Source organism: Methylobacterium sp. FF17 (assembly GCF_025813715.1).
GTDB lineage: Bacteria > Pseudomonadota > Alphaproteobacteria > Rhizobiales > Beijerinckiaceae > Methylobacterium > Methylobacterium flocculans.
The window spans coordinates 2,835,262-2,848,893 of sequence record NZ_CP107532.1; the positions used below are offsets into that span (position 1 = coordinate 2,835,262).

Below are 13,632 nucleotides of genomic sequence, written 5' to 3' on the forward strand. Positions count from 1 at the left end.
GGCCGGGATGTCGCCCGCCGAATTGCCGATGCAACCGGCGGAAGGGCGTGGAAAACGCGGGGCCGCGCAACCCCGGCCGGGTCGCCTCAACGCAGCACTTCGCGCTGTGCCAGGGCCGAGGCGGAGCGCGACTTCTGCATCGTGCCCTCGATCTGCTCGCGCTGGCGCGTGAACTCGGCGAGCATGCGTCCGTCGAGCTCCCGGCCGCGGGGCACGCGGATCTTCATCGGGTCGACGAAGTGGCCGTTGATGATCACCTCGTAGTGGAGGTGCGCGCCCGTGGAGAGGCCGGTGGAGCCGACATAGCCGATCACCTGGCCCTGGCGCACCTTGGCGCCCGCCGTGATGCCGCGCGCGAACCGCGACATGTGGTTGTAGGTCGTGACGTAGCCGTTGATGTGCTGGAGTTCCACGCGCCGGCCGTAGCCCGAATCCCAGTCGGCCTTCAGCACCGTCGCGTTGCCGGCGGCGACGATGGGGGTGCCGATCGGGTTCGCCCAGTCGACGCCGGTATGCAGCTTGGCGTAGCCGAGCACCGGGTGGCGCCGGTAGCCGAAGCCGGAGCGCATGATCCCGTCGGCGATGGGCTTGCGGATCAGGAACTTCTTGAGCGAGCGGCCCTGCTCGTCGAGGTAGTCGATGGTGCCGTCGTCCGGGGACTGGAAGCGGAACACCTTGCGTGCCTCGCCGCCGAGGTTGAGGGCGGCGTAGAGCAGTTCCGGGCGCTCGGTGGAGCCGGGCTGCGTGCCCTCCTCGTCGAAGGTGTAGAAGACGTCCAGGCTGTCGCCCGACGAGATCCGGCGCTGGAAATCGACGTCGTAGCCGAAGATCTTGACGAGGTCGTCCACCGCCGTCCGGGGCAGGTCGTGGCGGGCGGCGGTCTCGTAGAGGCTCTGGTACAGGCGCGGGCCGGTGCCGCCTTCCTCCTCGTCGTCCGAGGCCTCGGCCGCCGCCGGAGCGACGCGGGAGGGGGCGTCCTCGGTGGGCGGCGCCACGGAGACGAAGCTGCCGCGATCGTTGATCGCCGCGATCGCCTCGATGCCGTTCTCGCCATAGAGGACCACGCGGGTCACCTGGCGCGGATCGCCGGGCTTCGGGCCGGGGGCGACCTGCAGACGGAACTGCTGGCCCTCGGAGAGATCCGCCATCCGGGTCCGGCCGCCGAGCGCCGCGACGATGCCGCGGATCTGGTCGTCGGTCGCCCGGCCCGCCGCGCGCAGCACCATCTCCAGCGTCTCGCCGCGCTTGAGGGCGAGGTCGCGCTCCTCGACCAGCGGCGGCTCGGCCCCGCCGCCGATGCTCTTGGCGAGGCTGGTGACGTTCTCCGGCACCACGAGCACGTCGATCGATTTGAAGGGCGAGCCCCCGTCGGCCATCCGGGTGCCGCCGTCGAAATCCGGGGCGGTGACGCCCTGCTGCAGGGTGCGCGAGAGCATGATCTGCGGGGCGATCGGGATCGCCGTCCGGCGCCCCGCCTCGGCCGCCAGGCGGCGCTCCTCCTCGATCTGCGCGGCGACGTCGTCGTCGGTGAGGGCCGGGGCGCCGGGCTCGACCTCCAGCCCGGCGATGTCGCGCTTGACCACCGAGACTTCCGCGCTCGGCGCGTCGGCGAGGCCGGGATCCGAGCCCCGCTCCAGGGGTTCGTCCGTGCTGAGCTTGAGGGGATCGAAGCGCGGCGCGTCGGCGGCGAACACGCCGGTGGACATCGACAGGGCGGTGGAGACCCGCATGAAGGGCCGCACCTTGATGATCTCGCGGTCGCCCAGGCGCACGGTCACCGGCGCCCGGAAGCTCTGCTTGGCCGAGGCGATCATGAGGTTGCGCACGAGGCGGTCGCCCTTGCGCGCCAGGTTCGCGGTCCCGTCCGCGATGGACGGGCGCACGGTCGCGGAGGCCCGCTCGGGGATCGCCGCGAAGGAGACCTCGCTCTGCAGCGAGACGTGGATCGCCGCGCCGATCAGCGCCGCCCCGGTCAGCCCGGTGAGCGCGCTCGCGCAGAGCCAGCGCAGGTTGACGTCGCGACGGTCGATCCGGGTCGCGTCCGGTCCGAGGAGGTCGAGGGCGGGCAGGTGCGCGACCGGCACGCGGGGGGCGACCCGCGCATCCGGGGTGCCGTTCGGGGCACCGATCGTCAGACGGCCGCGCTTCAACGTCCTGGTCCTCGCAGATGTCGCCGAACGGCACGACCCGGACATCGCAGACGCGGCCGCGCCGCGCCAGCCCGGTTCCGGCTTTCGCCGATGTCGGAGGCCAGCATGTCGACATTGAGGCGTGAACCGCCAGGCTTCACCGGAGCGGGCGAAACGCGCGGATTTCGGGCTCCTACGAAGCCGGGTTGCTCGCTGCCGGGCCGCGCCCGCAGCGCGCTTCCTCTCCGTCGGGAGACGGTGAGGGGTATGACCTCTCCGGAGAGGGGCCACAACTCGCCCCGATCTCTCGCCCTCGCGAACCCGTTACCCGGACGTCGGATCAGCCGAACCCACAGGCGGGCCGAGTCGCGGCTCCGGGCGGCGTCGCATTGACGCCGAGCCGGTTTGAGAGCTGGCGACGGTTTCGGTCAGTGCAGCCAGGAGGTGAAAAAGTAGATCAGAAGAATGATCGGGATCGGGATTCCGATCAACCAAAGCAAGCCGCCCTTCAGCATCAAGCATCTCCACCGGTTCTGCGTCGTGCCTGTCCAACGACAACGCCGGGGAAGGGGTTCCGACTACAGGGTCTCGCACTGCGGTTTGCCGTGACGCTCGAAGTAGTACGGGATCGGCAGGTAGGGCGCGAAACCGCCCCGGACCTGGACCTCGAGGTCGTCGAGGATCACGCTCGTGATGCGGGGCAGGTCGAGGCCGCGCGCCTCCGCGAAGGTCACCCAGGCGAGTTCCACGAGTTCGGAATCCGGCGAGACCACGCCGCCTGCCTCGAACGCGATGGCGCTGCGGTCGGCGGCGAAGAAGCGGGTGTCGAAGCGCCGGACCCGGCCCGGCGGCGTCACCGCGCGGGCGACGAGGTGCAGGGCCTCGAGGTCCGGCATCACGCCGGCCTCGCGAAATGCACCCCAGCTTCCGGCGGGCGCGGAGTCGGGGGGGCCGTAATCCCGCGTGCCGAGCATCAGCCCGGTCTCCTCGAAGGTCTCGCGGATCGCCGCTAGCGCCAGGGCCCGGCCGAGCCCGGCGCCGCCGCGGGGCACCTTCAGGGCCAGGGCGTCGCTCGCCCGGTGGGAGAGGGCCCCGGCCACCGGCATGTGCCGGTCGCCCGGCTCGATGCGGCCACCGGGGAAGACGAACTTGCCGGGCATGAAGGCGAGGCGTGCATGGCGCCGGCCCATCAGGATGCGGGGGGCGCGCTTCGTCCGGTCGAGGAGGATCAGGGTCGCGGCGCTGCGGGGCCGGAGCGCCTTGCGGGCCGGGGCCTCAGGCGGGGCCGAAGCCGGGGGTTCGTTCGGCAGCACGCCCGTCGGCTGGTCCACGCTGCGTCTCCGGGTCGGCATGCCCGCCCGATTGCGGCACGTCCGATGTCCGGGCCAGCGGTAGCTTGGCGAAGCCGTGCATGCCAAGCGCATATTGCAGCCCGACCACGGCGCCCTTCACCGGCTGCAGGAGTCCGAGGCAGCCGAGCAGGGTGACGATGGGCCAGAAGGTGAGCTGAAACCACAGGGGCAGATCGTAGTTCATCTCGGTTTCGAGCAGGAAATACCCGACCACGTGCCCGACGAGGAAGATCACGATGTAGGGCGGCAGGTCGTCGGCCCGGTGATGGCCGAGTTCGAGGCCGCAGCTCTCGCATGCGGGCCGGACCTTGAGGTAGCGCCCGAAGACCTTGCCCTCCCCGCAATGGGGACAGCGTCCGCAGAAGCCGCGGGTCAGCGCCGTGATGAGGCCGGCGCGCTCGCCGGGTCGGGTCTCGACGGTCGCGGTCATGCTCAAGGCTCCTCGGACGGCACGCCAGCCTATACCCTCGGCCTCAACGGCGCGAGCCGCGATGGCGCGACCCGGTGTTGCGGATGCCGGCGGGGCGGCCGGGCGCCCCGGGCTTGCGGACGGCCCCGCGCCCCTTCGCGGGCGGGCCGCGCTCGGGGCGGGCCTGACCCTCGGTCAGGAGTTCGAAGCGCAGGGCGCCCGCCACCGCCGCCGCCTCCACCAGGCGGACCTCGACCCGGTCGCCGAGGCGGTGGGTTTCCCCCGAGCGCTCGCCCACCAGGGCGTGCTTGGCCTCGTCGTGCCGGTAGTAATCGGCCCCGATGGTGGAGATCGGCACGAAGCCGTCCGCCCCGGTCTCGTCGAGCTTGATGAACAGTCCCGACCGCGTCACCCCGGAGATCTGGCCGGTGAAGGTGGCGCCGACCCGGTCGGCGAGGTGGTGGGCGATGAGCCGGTCGATGGTCTCACGCTCGGCCGCCATGGCGCGGCGCTCGGCCGCCGAGATCTGCTCGCCGATCTGGTCCAGGGCCGCCACCGTGACCTCGGGGGAGAGGCCGTCCGGCCCGAGCCGGCAGGCCGCGATCAGGGCCCGGTGCACGATGAGGTCGGCGTAGCGCCGGATCGGCGAGGTGAAATGCGCGTAGCGCCGCAGGTTCAGGCCGAAATGCCCGAGGTTCTGCGCGGCGTAGACGGCCTGGGCCTGCGAGCGCAGCACCACCTCGTTGATGAAGGTGGCGTGCTCCGTCTCCGCCACCGTGCCGAGGATGCGGTTGAACAGGGCCGGGCGCAGCGCGCCTTCCTTGGGCAGCTTGATGCCGATGGAGGCGAGCACCTCGCCGAGCGCCCGCATCTTCTCCAGCGCGGGTTCGTCGTGCACCCGGTAGATCAGCGGCTGCTTGGCCTGCTCCAGGGTCTCGGCGGCCGCCACGTTGGCCTGGATCATGAACTCCTCGATGAGCCGGTGCGCGTCGAGGCGCGCCGGCACCACCACGCGGTCCACGGCCCCGTCGGGGGTGAGCAGCACCTTGCGTTCGGGCAGGTCGAGGGCGAGGGGCCCGCGCGCCTCGCGGGCCTGGACCAGAGCCCCGTAGGCGGCCCAGAGCGGGCGCAGGACCGGCTCCAGCAGCGGCGCGGTCACCGCGTCGGGGAACCCGTCGATGGCCGCTTGCGCCTGCGCGTAGGCGAGCTTGGCCCGCGAGCGCATCATCACCCGGTGGAAGCTGTGCCGGCGCTTCACCCCGTCGGCGCCGATGACGAGGCGCACGGCCAGGGCCGGGCGGTCCTCGGCCTCGCGCAGGGAGCAGAGGTCGTTGGAGATGCGCTCGGGCAGCATCGGCACGACCCGGTCCGGGAAGTAGACCGAGTTGCCGCGCACGAGCGCCTCGCGGTCCAGGGCCGAGCCCGGGCGCACGTAGGCGGCGACGTCGGCGATGGCCACGGTGACGATGAAGCCGCCCGCGTTGGCGGGGTCGGGGTCGGCCACCGCCATCACGGCGTCGTCGTGGTCCTTGGCGTCGGGCGGGTCGATGGTGACGAGGGGCTCGGCGCGCCAGTCCTCGCGGTTCGCCGGGCCCACCGGCACCACCGCGTCGGCCTCGGCGAGGGTGGCGGCGGCGAAGACGTGGGGAATGTGGTGGAGGTGCAGGGCGATCAGGCTGATCGCCTTCTCGGAACCAAGGGAGCCCAGGCGGTCCCGCACCCGGCCCTGGGGCAGGCCGAAGCGGCTCTCGCGCTGCAGGCTGACGCTGACGAGGTCGCCGTCGCGGGCCTCGCCCTCCTCGCCGGCGGGGATCGCGATCTCCCGGCCCTGCGCCCGCTTCTCGACGGGGATGATGCGGCCCCCTTCCGGGCCGGCGCGGAAGACGCCGATGATCTCGGCCTTGTTCTTGCCCAGCACCTTGATGACCCGGCCGGTGTAGCGGCCGGGCTCGGCCGGGCTCGCCTCCACCCGCAGGAGCACGCGGTCGCCGATGCCCGGCGCCGGCTGGCCGCTGGGGCGCCGGGTTCCCCGGGGGCCTGCGACGGTGATGCGGGGGGCCGGGCCGTGCCCGACATCCCACTCGGCGGGCGCGGCCAGGAACTCGCCGTCGCGGTCCCGCGCCGTGATGTCGGCCAGCACCACCGGGGGCAGGCGGCCGGAGGGCGAAAGCCCGTCGCGCCCGCGCGCGACCGCCCCGTCCATCTCGATCTCCTTGAGGATCCGCTTGAGGCCGATGCGGTCGGCGCCCTTGATGTTGAAGGCGGCCGCGATCTCGCGCTTGCCGACCGTCTCCGTCGAGGCTTCGATGAAGGCGAGGATCTGCTGCCGGGTCGGCAGGCCGGCGGCGCCGGGATTCGGGATGATGCGTTTTGCCAAGGCGAAAGGGCTCGGGGGGAGAAGGACGCGCTTGCGTGGGCGCGAGGCAGGATGGAAAAGGGGGGCAGGATGCGGGATCGCGGATCGGCCGGTGCCCAGGATATGGGCATCCCGGCCCCGTCCGGCAACGGCGCGCGCCGGGCCTCAGCCCGTGGCGGCGGATTTGCGCAGGCGATCCACCGCCCGGTCGACGTCGAAGGCCGGGTCGGTGAGTTCGTCGAGGCGGAACGGGCAGAGGGCGGGAAAGCCGAACTCCACCTGGGTCTCGGCGTCGCGGTATTCCGGGGCTTCGGCCTCGCGCACCGCCAGGGTCCAGAAGCCCTCCACGTTCAGGTGTGCCACCCGGCCCGGCCCGGCGGCGAGCCCGGCCTGACCCTGGCGGGCGGCCTCGCGCCAGAGCGCGCTCGCCCGGTCGTCGGACATCAGGGCCGCGCGCACGAGGTTGGCGAGGAGGGAGCGGACCTCGGCGGCGGGTTCAGATGTGGCGCGTTCGGACATGAGGGGGCTCCGCGGGAGGGCTCGGACGGGTTCGGACGCGCAAGCGCCGGGCCAGATGCCGATCGGCCGGCGGACGTATCCCGGCGGCGCTCAGCCGGTGTTCATATACGACCTCTTCAGCATAGCGGCATTCGAACATTGTGGATGCCGAAACCTTGGGAACATGAACGCTGATCTTTACCGTTTCCGACGACGCTGCCTGATGAGCGCGCGTGTTATCCCACGCGGGAAAGGGGTCGACGAATGCAGTTCCTGACGCGTGGCGCCGAGATGCACGTGGCCGGGCCCCGGCTCGGGCGTGCCGTCGGGTCCGGCGCGATCGCGCGGCGCGGGCCCGTGTCCGCATGCTGAACCTCTTCGTCTCCATCGCGGTGGTCGCGTGGTTCGTCCTGCTCTACGGCATGGCGCGGCAGAACCTCGTCACCGCGACGCGTCCCCTCGACCTGCGGCCCGCCGTGCCGATCGCCCTGGCGGCGACCTTCGCGTACATGCCGCACGTCTTCAACGTTGAGCGCGAGAACGGGCAGGCCGTGCTCGAAGAAGGGCTGACCGCCTCGAACATCCTGCTGGTGATCCTGACGGGCCTGACCTGGCTCTACCTCCTCTCCCGCGTGTTCCGGGACCAGCGCATCCTGCGCGTGCCGTTCTCGATGCCCTACCTCCCGTTCACGCTCCTCATCGTGATGGACGGGGTGAGCGCCCTGTGGTCGATCGTGCCGACCTACACGATCTACCGCACGGCGGAGGTGAGCGCCTTCACCTTCGCGTCGATCCTGATCTTCGACCGCAGCGACATCGCCCGGCGGCTCGCCGACATCCTCGCGATCTTCATCGGGGTCTGGCTGATCGTCATCATCCCGGTGATCGTGACGAGCCTGGCGAACGGGATCGTGTTCTCGTCGGGCAAGAACAATATGACGCCGTTCATCTGCTTCGCGCTGGCGATGCTCGTCGCGGTGGACCGGACCCAGGCGCGGCGCCTGCCGTATTTCGTGCTTGCGGTGGTCGGCTTCATCGTCGCGGGCTCGGCCTCCAGCACGGGGGCGTTGGTCGCCATCGTGCCGGGTCTCATGATCGCGTCCGCGCGCCGCTCGGTCCGCGCCCTCGGCATCGTCACGACGGTGGCGACGGTGGTGGTGTTCCTCGTCCTGATGCTCTCGATCTCCATGTTCCCGGAACTGCTGGAGCTGGTCTCGACCGTGCTGCAGAAGCCCGCCGAGGAGATCGCCAACGGTACCGGGCGCGGCAGCTTCTGGCCCATCTTCCTCGAGGCCACCCGGGACCGGCTCGTCGGCTCGGGCTACTCGGCGGGGGACCGCTTCCTCGACGTGATCATCGCCCAGTCCGACCCGAGCGGGGTCGCGGCCACTCAGAATGTCGGTCTCGCAAGCGCCCACAACATGTTCCTCAGCGCCTGGGCGGGCCTCGGCCTGATCGGCCTGTGCTTCGCCTTCGTGGTCCTGACGAACGCGATCCGCTGGGGCCTCAAGCTCGACCTGCCCGGGCGCCGCTTCGTCGTCTGCTGCATGCTGATGCTTATCCTCAACGGGATGACGACGCCGGGCATCTTCCAGGACTGGAACGTCAACATCCTCGGCTTCGTGGCCCTGCTCGCCTACGCGCGGGTCGGCGCGCTGCGGCAGCCGGGGCACGCGGTGCCGGTCCCCGTGGCGGGCCGGCGGCCGGTGCCCGCGCGCGCCGCCGCCGGCTGGCGCACGATTTGAAACCCCATGCACAGCGCTCTGCCCCGCGCGAATGGATGGCCGGAAACGGTCCCGGCCTGTCTCAGGCCGGGACCGGACCGCGCCGATCCGGGACGCGGACCGGCGGCCGGGCGTGACAGGTAGGAGAGAGGATTTCCCATGGCGATGATCGAACGGATCCCATCCGCGCTCGTCATGGCCGGCGAGCCCGCCGGCCGCGACGAGACTCCGGATTCGTGGTTCTTCGACCCCCGCGAGGTCCTCCGGGCGCTGCGGAACCAGTGGAAGCTCGTGCTTGCGCCGGTGGTGCTCTGCATGCTCGCCGCGCTCGCCTGGATCTCCCTGGTGCCGCCGCAATATACCGGCTCGGTCCAGATCCTGATCGATCCGCGCAGCCTGCAGGTGGTCAAGGACGGGCTCGCCCCGGTCGACCAGGCGAGTGACGCCAGCCTGCTCCTGGTGGACAGCCAGATGCGCGTCCTGACCTCCGACGACGTGTTTCGCCGGGTCATCGCGCGCTTCGACCTGACCCGGGATCCCGAGTTCGTGCCGGCCCCCTCCACCCTCGACGGGGTGCGCGAGGAGCTGGCGAAGCTCCTCGGCCGCCACACGCCCGCACCCCCGACCGATCCGCTGCTCACGGCCCTGCGCACCCTGCGGGCGAAGACCCTGGCCAAGCGGCTGGAGCGCAGCTTCGTCGTCGAGGTCGGCGTCACCTCCGTGGACCGGGTCAAGGCCGCCCGCATCGTGCAGGGCATCGCGGAAGCCTACCTCGCCACCGAGGCGGAGACGCGCGGTGCGCTGACCGGCAAGGCGGGCGTCGCCCTGGCGGGACGCCTCGGCGAACTCCAGCAGACCCTGAACCAGTCCGACGAGCGGGCCCAGAAATTCCGGGCGGCCCACAACATCGTGGGCACCCGCGCCCAGCTCGTGAGCGAGCAGCAGCTCACCCAGTTGAACGAGCAGCTCGGCGTCGCCCGGGGCCGGGTCTCCGAACTGCGCGGCCGCCTCGCGCAGGTCGAGGCCCTGGGGCGGGGGGCCGCCAGCCTCGAATCCGTCCCCGAAGTCATGCAGTCGCCCAACGTCAGCCAGCTGCGGGGCCAGATCGCCCAGCTGGAGACCACCTACGCCGATTCGCTCCAGAACCTCGGATCGCTGCATCCGGTCGTGAAGACCCACGCGGCCCAGATTCGCAGCCTGCGCAGCCAGCTCGATGCCGAGATCAAGCGGATCGCGGCGTCGATGGCGAACGAGTACCGGGCGGCCGCCGCCAACGAGGCGAGCCTGACCGCGACCCTCGATCGCCGCAAGAAGGAGGCCCTCACCATCGGGTCGGACCTCGTGCGCCTGCGCGAATTGGAGCGGCAGGTGGACGCGAACCGGGCCGTCTACGAGACCTTCCTGGTGCGCTCGCGCGAGCTTCAGGAGCAGCAGAAGCTCGACACCTCGTCCTCCCGGATCATCTCGCCGGCGCTGCCCTCGGATCGCCGGCTCGGGCCCTCGTCCGGCATCGTCGTGGCCGCCGCCCTCGTCGCCGGCCTGGGCCTCGGCGTGGGCACCGGGCTCCTCGGCGTGGCGATGTCGGGCCGCATCGGCTCCCAGCGCCGTCTCCAGTCCATCGCCCGGCTTCCCGTGATGGCCGCCGTGCCCGAACTCTCGAACTCCCGTCAGGCCGGCACGGGCCTCCGGCAGGCCAAGGCCGACTACGCCCTGGCGGTGGCGCGGATCGGAAGCCGGCTGCAGCGCGAACTCCCGAATGCCCGCCCGCTGGTGATCCTCGTGGCCTCGGCGGATGACCGCCCCGGCAAGACCGCCCTGGTTCATGGATTGGCCTCCTCCGCCGCCCTCGACGGGCAGCGCACGCTCCTCGTGGACGCGGACCCGGAGGCGGTGCTCTCGCGGGGGCTCGGCGGCACGCCGCTGCGCAAGCTCGCCGACGTCCTGCGCGGTCAGGCCCCCGCCATGGATGCCGTGATGGAGACGCCCTCCGGGATCTGGCTGATGCCCGTCGACGAGCAGGCTCTGAGCTTCGGCACCGGCATCGTGGCGGGGACGGTCCTGAAGGCGGGGGCCGGCTTCGACACGGTGATCGTGGATCTCGGGCTGGTCGGCACCGACGTCGCCGCCGACCGCCTCGCCTTCGATCCGCGCTTCCCGGTGGTGATCCTCACCGCCAGCGCGAAGCGGAGCGAAGTCGCCCCGCTCCGCCGGGTTCTCGACGCCCTCGGCCGGGACTCACGGGTGCGCCTCGTCCTCACCGACGCGGCGAGCGCCGCCTGAGACATGGGGCCGATCCAGAAGGCCGGTCCCAGGGGCGGCGCAGTCGGGACCGTTCAGTAGCGCGTCGTCAGCCGGGTGAGCCAGTCCGGCGAGGCCTCCACCAGCATCGTTTCCAGGGCCTTGTCGGAGCCGAGCAGGATCGCGCCGCCGGCCACGATGAGGACGAGACCGAGGGCCGCCTTGAGGCCCCGGCTCGCGCTTCGCATCCGGTCCCGCCACCGGAGCAGGGCCGCCCGCGACAGGCTGCCGAGCAGCACCAGGGGCAGGGCCGCCCCGAGTCCGAACAGCAGCATGGTGGCGGCGACGACCCCGAGGTCGCGCCCCTGCGCCGCCAGCAGCGAGGCCGCCCCGAGGGTGGGGCCGACGCACGGGGACCAGACCGCGCCGAGGAGCAGGCCGACGCCGAACTGGCCCGCGAGCCCGCTGCCGGCGAGCCCCCCGAAGCGGCGCGCCGCCCAGTCGCTCACCGGCCCGGCCGCCACCGCGAGCCGGATCTGCGCCGCCGGCAGCAGAAGAACGAGCCCGAGCAGGACCATCAGCAGCGCCGCGCCCGCGCGGAACGGGCCGGCATCGAGACCGAGGCCGAAGCCGATGGTCGCGACGAACAGGCCGATCCCGACGAAGGACACGGCCAGCCCGGCCGCCAGGGCGGCGGGGCCGAGCCGGTGCTCGGAGGCCGCCGCCCCCAGGACGAGCGGCAGCAGGGGCAGCACGCAGGGCGACAGCACCGAGAGCAACCCGGCGAGGAAGGCGAGCCCGAGGCCGGCGGTCACGGGCTAGAGGGTCTTCTCGACCAGGCCCTCGATCCACTCGGGCTGGGTCTCGCCCACCGAGCGACCAGTCTCGGTCTCGCCCTTGAAGGCGATCAGCGTGCTCTGCGTGCGGGCGTCGAACCGGCGCAGCACGTCCTTCTGAGAATCGAAATCGACCTCGAACACCAAAAGGTCCCGGAAGCGGGCCTGCTGGCGCAGCCCCGCCAGGATCGGTTTCTGGGCCCGGCAGATCGGGCACCAGGGCGCGCTGACCTCGATGAGGATCGGCCGGCCCGCCTTCTGCGCCGCCGCGAAGGCCTCCGGGGTATAGGGCGCCGTTTCTCCTGCCCGGGCGGGCCGCACCGGCGCGAGAGCCGCGCACGCGACCAAGGCGAGGAGCGCGCCGCGTCGCGACCAATGCTCCCGGAAACTCCCGGGTGCCGGCCCCCGGCTGTCCGGGCCGTGGTTGGGTGTCCGCATGGCGCGTTCCTCGCAGGATTTCGGCCGATTGTCGGCCCGGCTCTTCGACCGTTCGGGCGAGCTTACGGCATGCTTTCGTGCCTGTGCGCGCGATGCAGGCGATGCAGCACCGCCGGATGCACAAGAATGCGTGACGATCGACGGATTCCGCCGGATGATGCAACGGGCGTGGGTGTCGGATCTCCCGTCAGTTCAGGGCCGGGCGCATCGCCTCGACCGACGGGGCGTCGAGGGCCTGGAGCGCGTCGAGCACCGCGTCCACCGGCACCGGCTCCGCCCGGCAACCGGCCAGGCAGCGCAGGCTCGGACAGGATTCGACCGCATGGGTATCCGATGCCCAGGCAGCCAGGATGGCCCGCTTCTCCGCTCCCGTGAGGCTCGGATGCGCCAGAACCTCCCGGGGATGCCGGAAGACGTCGCCGGGACTCGCAGTCGCGGTCCAAGTATCTAGGCTGCCAAGACGCGGCATCGCCGGCTCGACCGGACCGATCCTCGGATATTCGGACGCGTCACGCGCGACCAGTCCGTCCGGCGATCCCCGCGTGACCATCGTTTCGACGATCATCATCACACCACCTCCTTCAGAGAGAGATGACGACGAGCGGCGCCGGGCACTGAAACCAGCGCCGATCCTGTCGCAGCACGAATGCTCGACTGCCGCAGAACGCGGATGCAGCGCTGTCGTTCCGCATGCCACGTGAAAAATTCTGGCTCGGGGAAGCCCGTTTCCCGCCCCCGGGTCCGACTCCTCAGGGTTCGCGATAGGCCGATCCGTCCGCCGGCGTCGCCGGATCGCGGACGTAGCGGCCCTCGGCCAGCACGGCGATCCGGTCGAAATCCTGCGCCAGGGTCTCGAGGCCGCGGCGCATGTCCGGGCCCTGGAGGGGGCGACCATGACCGGTGATGACGCGCTCCGGCCGCAGCGCCGCCAGGGTCTCCACCGAGCGCCGTGCCGCCGCCCAGTCGATCGTCAGGTACATCGGCGGCCCATGAATTTCCGGCTCCTGCGTCGCCACCGCGTAGGCGGATTCCTGAGCCGTGGTCACGAAGGCGTCGCCCGCCACGAGGGTGCGGTCGCTCTCCCGCCAGAGCGAGATGTGCCCCGGGGTATGCCCCGGCGTATGGATCCAGCGCCAGCCCGGCATCGGTGGGACCTGGCCGTCCTCCGGCAGCAGATGCAGCCGCCGGGACACGTCCACCGGCCGGGTCGGGTAGAGCGGTGAAATTCGGGCCATGAGGCCTCCGCCGACGCTCGGATCCGGGGGCGGATAGGCGGCCGAACCGTCGAGGTAGGGGCGCTCCAGGGCGTGCGCGTAGACCGGGGCGTCCCAACCCTCCGCGAGATCCTCCAGCACGCCGACATGATCGAAATGGCCGTGGGTGAGCACGATCGCGGCGGGTCGCGCACCGGCCCCGAAGCGGGCGGCGGCCGCCGCCTCGATCCGCCCACGCGATCCCGGGATGCCCGCATCGATCAGCACCCAATTGCGGTCACCGGCCCCCACCGCGCCGAACAGGACCACGTTGGCGATGGCGAGGCGCCGGTAGGCGAGGTCGTCCGCGATGCTGTGGCTGCCGGCCTCCGCGTCCGCCGCGACGTCCAGCCCTGTCAGCGCGGCCTCCCGCGAGACCGGAACCTGCTGTGCCATGGA

General features: G+C 71.8%; 11 protein-coding genes. 2 read left to right on the forward strand and 9 right to left on the reverse strand.

The window, feature by feature from the left end:
- Positions 1–86 precede the first annotated feature (86 nt).
- From OF380_RS13310 to OF380_RS13330, 5 genes are all read right to left on the reverse strand, one after another.
- Positions 87–2,150 carry a M23 family metallopeptidase gene (locus OF380_RS13310; RefSeq protein WP_404810582.1) on the reverse strand — a complete coding sequence of 688 codons (2,064 nt, stop codon included), beginning with the start codon at positions 2,148–2,150 and terminating at the stop codon, positions 87–89.
- A 557-nt stretch (positions 2,151–2,707) separates the two neighbouring features.
- Positions 2,708–3,481, reverse strand: coding sequence for an NUDIX hydrolase (locus OF380_RS13315; protein WP_404810583.1), 774 nt, complete (start codon positions 3,479–3,481; stop codon positions 2,708–2,710).
- Positions 3,405–3,911, reverse strand: a complete 507-nt coding sequence (locus OF380_RS13320; RefSeq protein WP_264051120.1) for a DUF983 domain-containing protein — start codon at positions 3,909–3,911, stop codon at positions 3,405–3,407. The genes OF380_RS13315 and OF380_RS13320 overlap by 77 nt, the downstream gene beginning before the upstream one ends.
- A 43-nt stretch (positions 3,912–3,954) precedes the next feature.
- Positions 3,955–6,267 (reverse strand): ribonuclease R, encoded by a 2,313-nt coding sequence (gene rnr / locus OF380_RS13325; protein WP_264051121.1) that lies wholly within the window; start codon positions 6,265–6,267, stop codon positions 3,955–3,957.
- 144 nt (positions 6,268–6,411) lie between these two features.
- Positions 6,412–6,765 carry a type 1 periplasmic-binding domain-containing protein gene (locus OF380_RS13330; RefSeq protein ID WP_264051122.1) on the reverse strand — a complete coding sequence of 118 codons (354 nt, stop codon included), beginning with the start codon at positions 6,763–6,765 and terminating at the stop codon, positions 6,412–6,414.
- A gap of 344 nt (positions 6,766–7,109) precedes the next feature.
- Here OF380_RS13330 and OF380_RS13335 point away from each other — a divergent pair, with 344 nt between their 5' ends.
- Together OF380_RS13335 and OF380_RS13340 are read left to right on the forward strand one after the other, a co-directional pair.
- A complete protein-coding gene (locus OF380_RS13335; protein ID WP_264051123.1) occupies positions 7,110–8,489 on the forward strand; it encodes an O-antigen ligase family protein in 1,380 nt (459 codons plus the stop codon).
- 138 nt (positions 8,490–8,627) lie between these two features.
- On the forward strand, positions 8,628–10,748 hold the full coding sequence (locus OF380_RS13340; protein ID WP_264051124.1) for a GumC family protein: 2,121 nt from the start codon (positions 8,628–8,630) through the stop codon (positions 10,746–10,748).
- Positions 10,749–10,801: 53 nt separating this feature from the next.
- On the opposite strand, the gene OF380_RS13345 is transcribed toward OF380_RS13340, so the two are convergent.
- The 4 genes from OF380_RS13345 to OF380_RS13360 all read right to left on the reverse strand — a co-directional run bounded on the left by OF380_RS13345 (position 10,802) and on the right by OF380_RS13360 (position 13,629).
- Complete coding sequence (locus OF380_RS13345; RefSeq protein WP_264051125.1) at positions 10,802–11,521, reverse strand: cytochrome c biogenesis CcdA family protein; 720 nt, start codon at positions 11,519–11,521, stop codon at positions 10,802–10,804.
- Between the two features lie 3 nt (positions 11,522–11,524).
- The gene (locus OF380_RS13350) at positions 11,525–11,980 is read right to left on the reverse strand and encodes a thioredoxin family protein (protein WP_264051126.1); all 456 of its coding nucleotides are present in this window, start codon (positions 11,978–11,980) and stop codon (positions 11,525–11,527) included.
- Between the two features lie 187 nt (positions 11,981–12,167).
- Complete coding sequence (locus OF380_RS28785) at positions 12,168–12,548, reverse strand: hypothetical protein (RefSeq protein WP_404810584.1); 381 nt, start codon at positions 12,546–12,548, stop codon at positions 12,168–12,170.
- A 181-nt stretch (positions 12,549–12,729) separates the two neighbouring features.
- Complete coding sequence (locus OF380_RS13360) at positions 12,730–13,629, reverse strand: MBL fold metallo-hydrolase (protein ID WP_264051127.1); 900 nt, start codon at positions 13,627–13,629, stop codon at positions 12,730–12,732.
- Between the last annotated feature and the right edge of the window lie 3 nt (positions 13,630–13,632).

Bases quoted from the DNA above. Each gene is read 5' to 3' on its own strand.
- OF380_RS13315 (WP_404810583.1), bottom strand. From the start codon at position 3,481: ATGCCGACCCGGAGACGCAGCGTGGACCAGCCGACGGGCGTGCTGCCG.
- OF380_RS13320 (WP_264051120.1), bottom strand. From the start codon at position 3,911: ATGACCGCGACCGTCGAGACCCGACCCGGCGAGCGCGCCGGCCTCATC.
- OF380_RS13330 (WP_264051122.1), bottom strand. From the start codon at position 6,765: ATGTCCGAACGCGCCACATCTGAACCCGCCGCCGAGGTCCGCTCCCTC.
- OF380_RS13335 (WP_264051123.1), top strand. From the start codon at position 7,110: ATGCTGAACCTCTTCGTCTCCATCGCGGTGGTCGCGTGGTTCGTCCTG.
- OF380_RS13340 (WP_264051124.1), top strand. From the start codon at position 8,628: ATGGCGATGATCGAACGGATCCCATCCGCGCTCGTCATGGCCGGCGAG.
- OF380_RS13350 (WP_264051126.1), bottom strand. From the start codon at position 11,980: ATGCGGACACCCAACCACGGCCCGGACAGCCGGGGGCCGGCACCCGGG.
- OF380_RS28785 (WP_404810584.1), bottom strand. From the start codon at position 12,548: ATGATGATCGTCGAAACGATGGTCACGCGGGGATCGCCGGACGGACTG.
- OF380_RS13360 (WP_264051127.1), bottom strand. From the start codon at position 13,629: ATGGCACAGCAGGTTCCGGTCTCGCGGGAGGCCGCGCTGACAGGGCTG.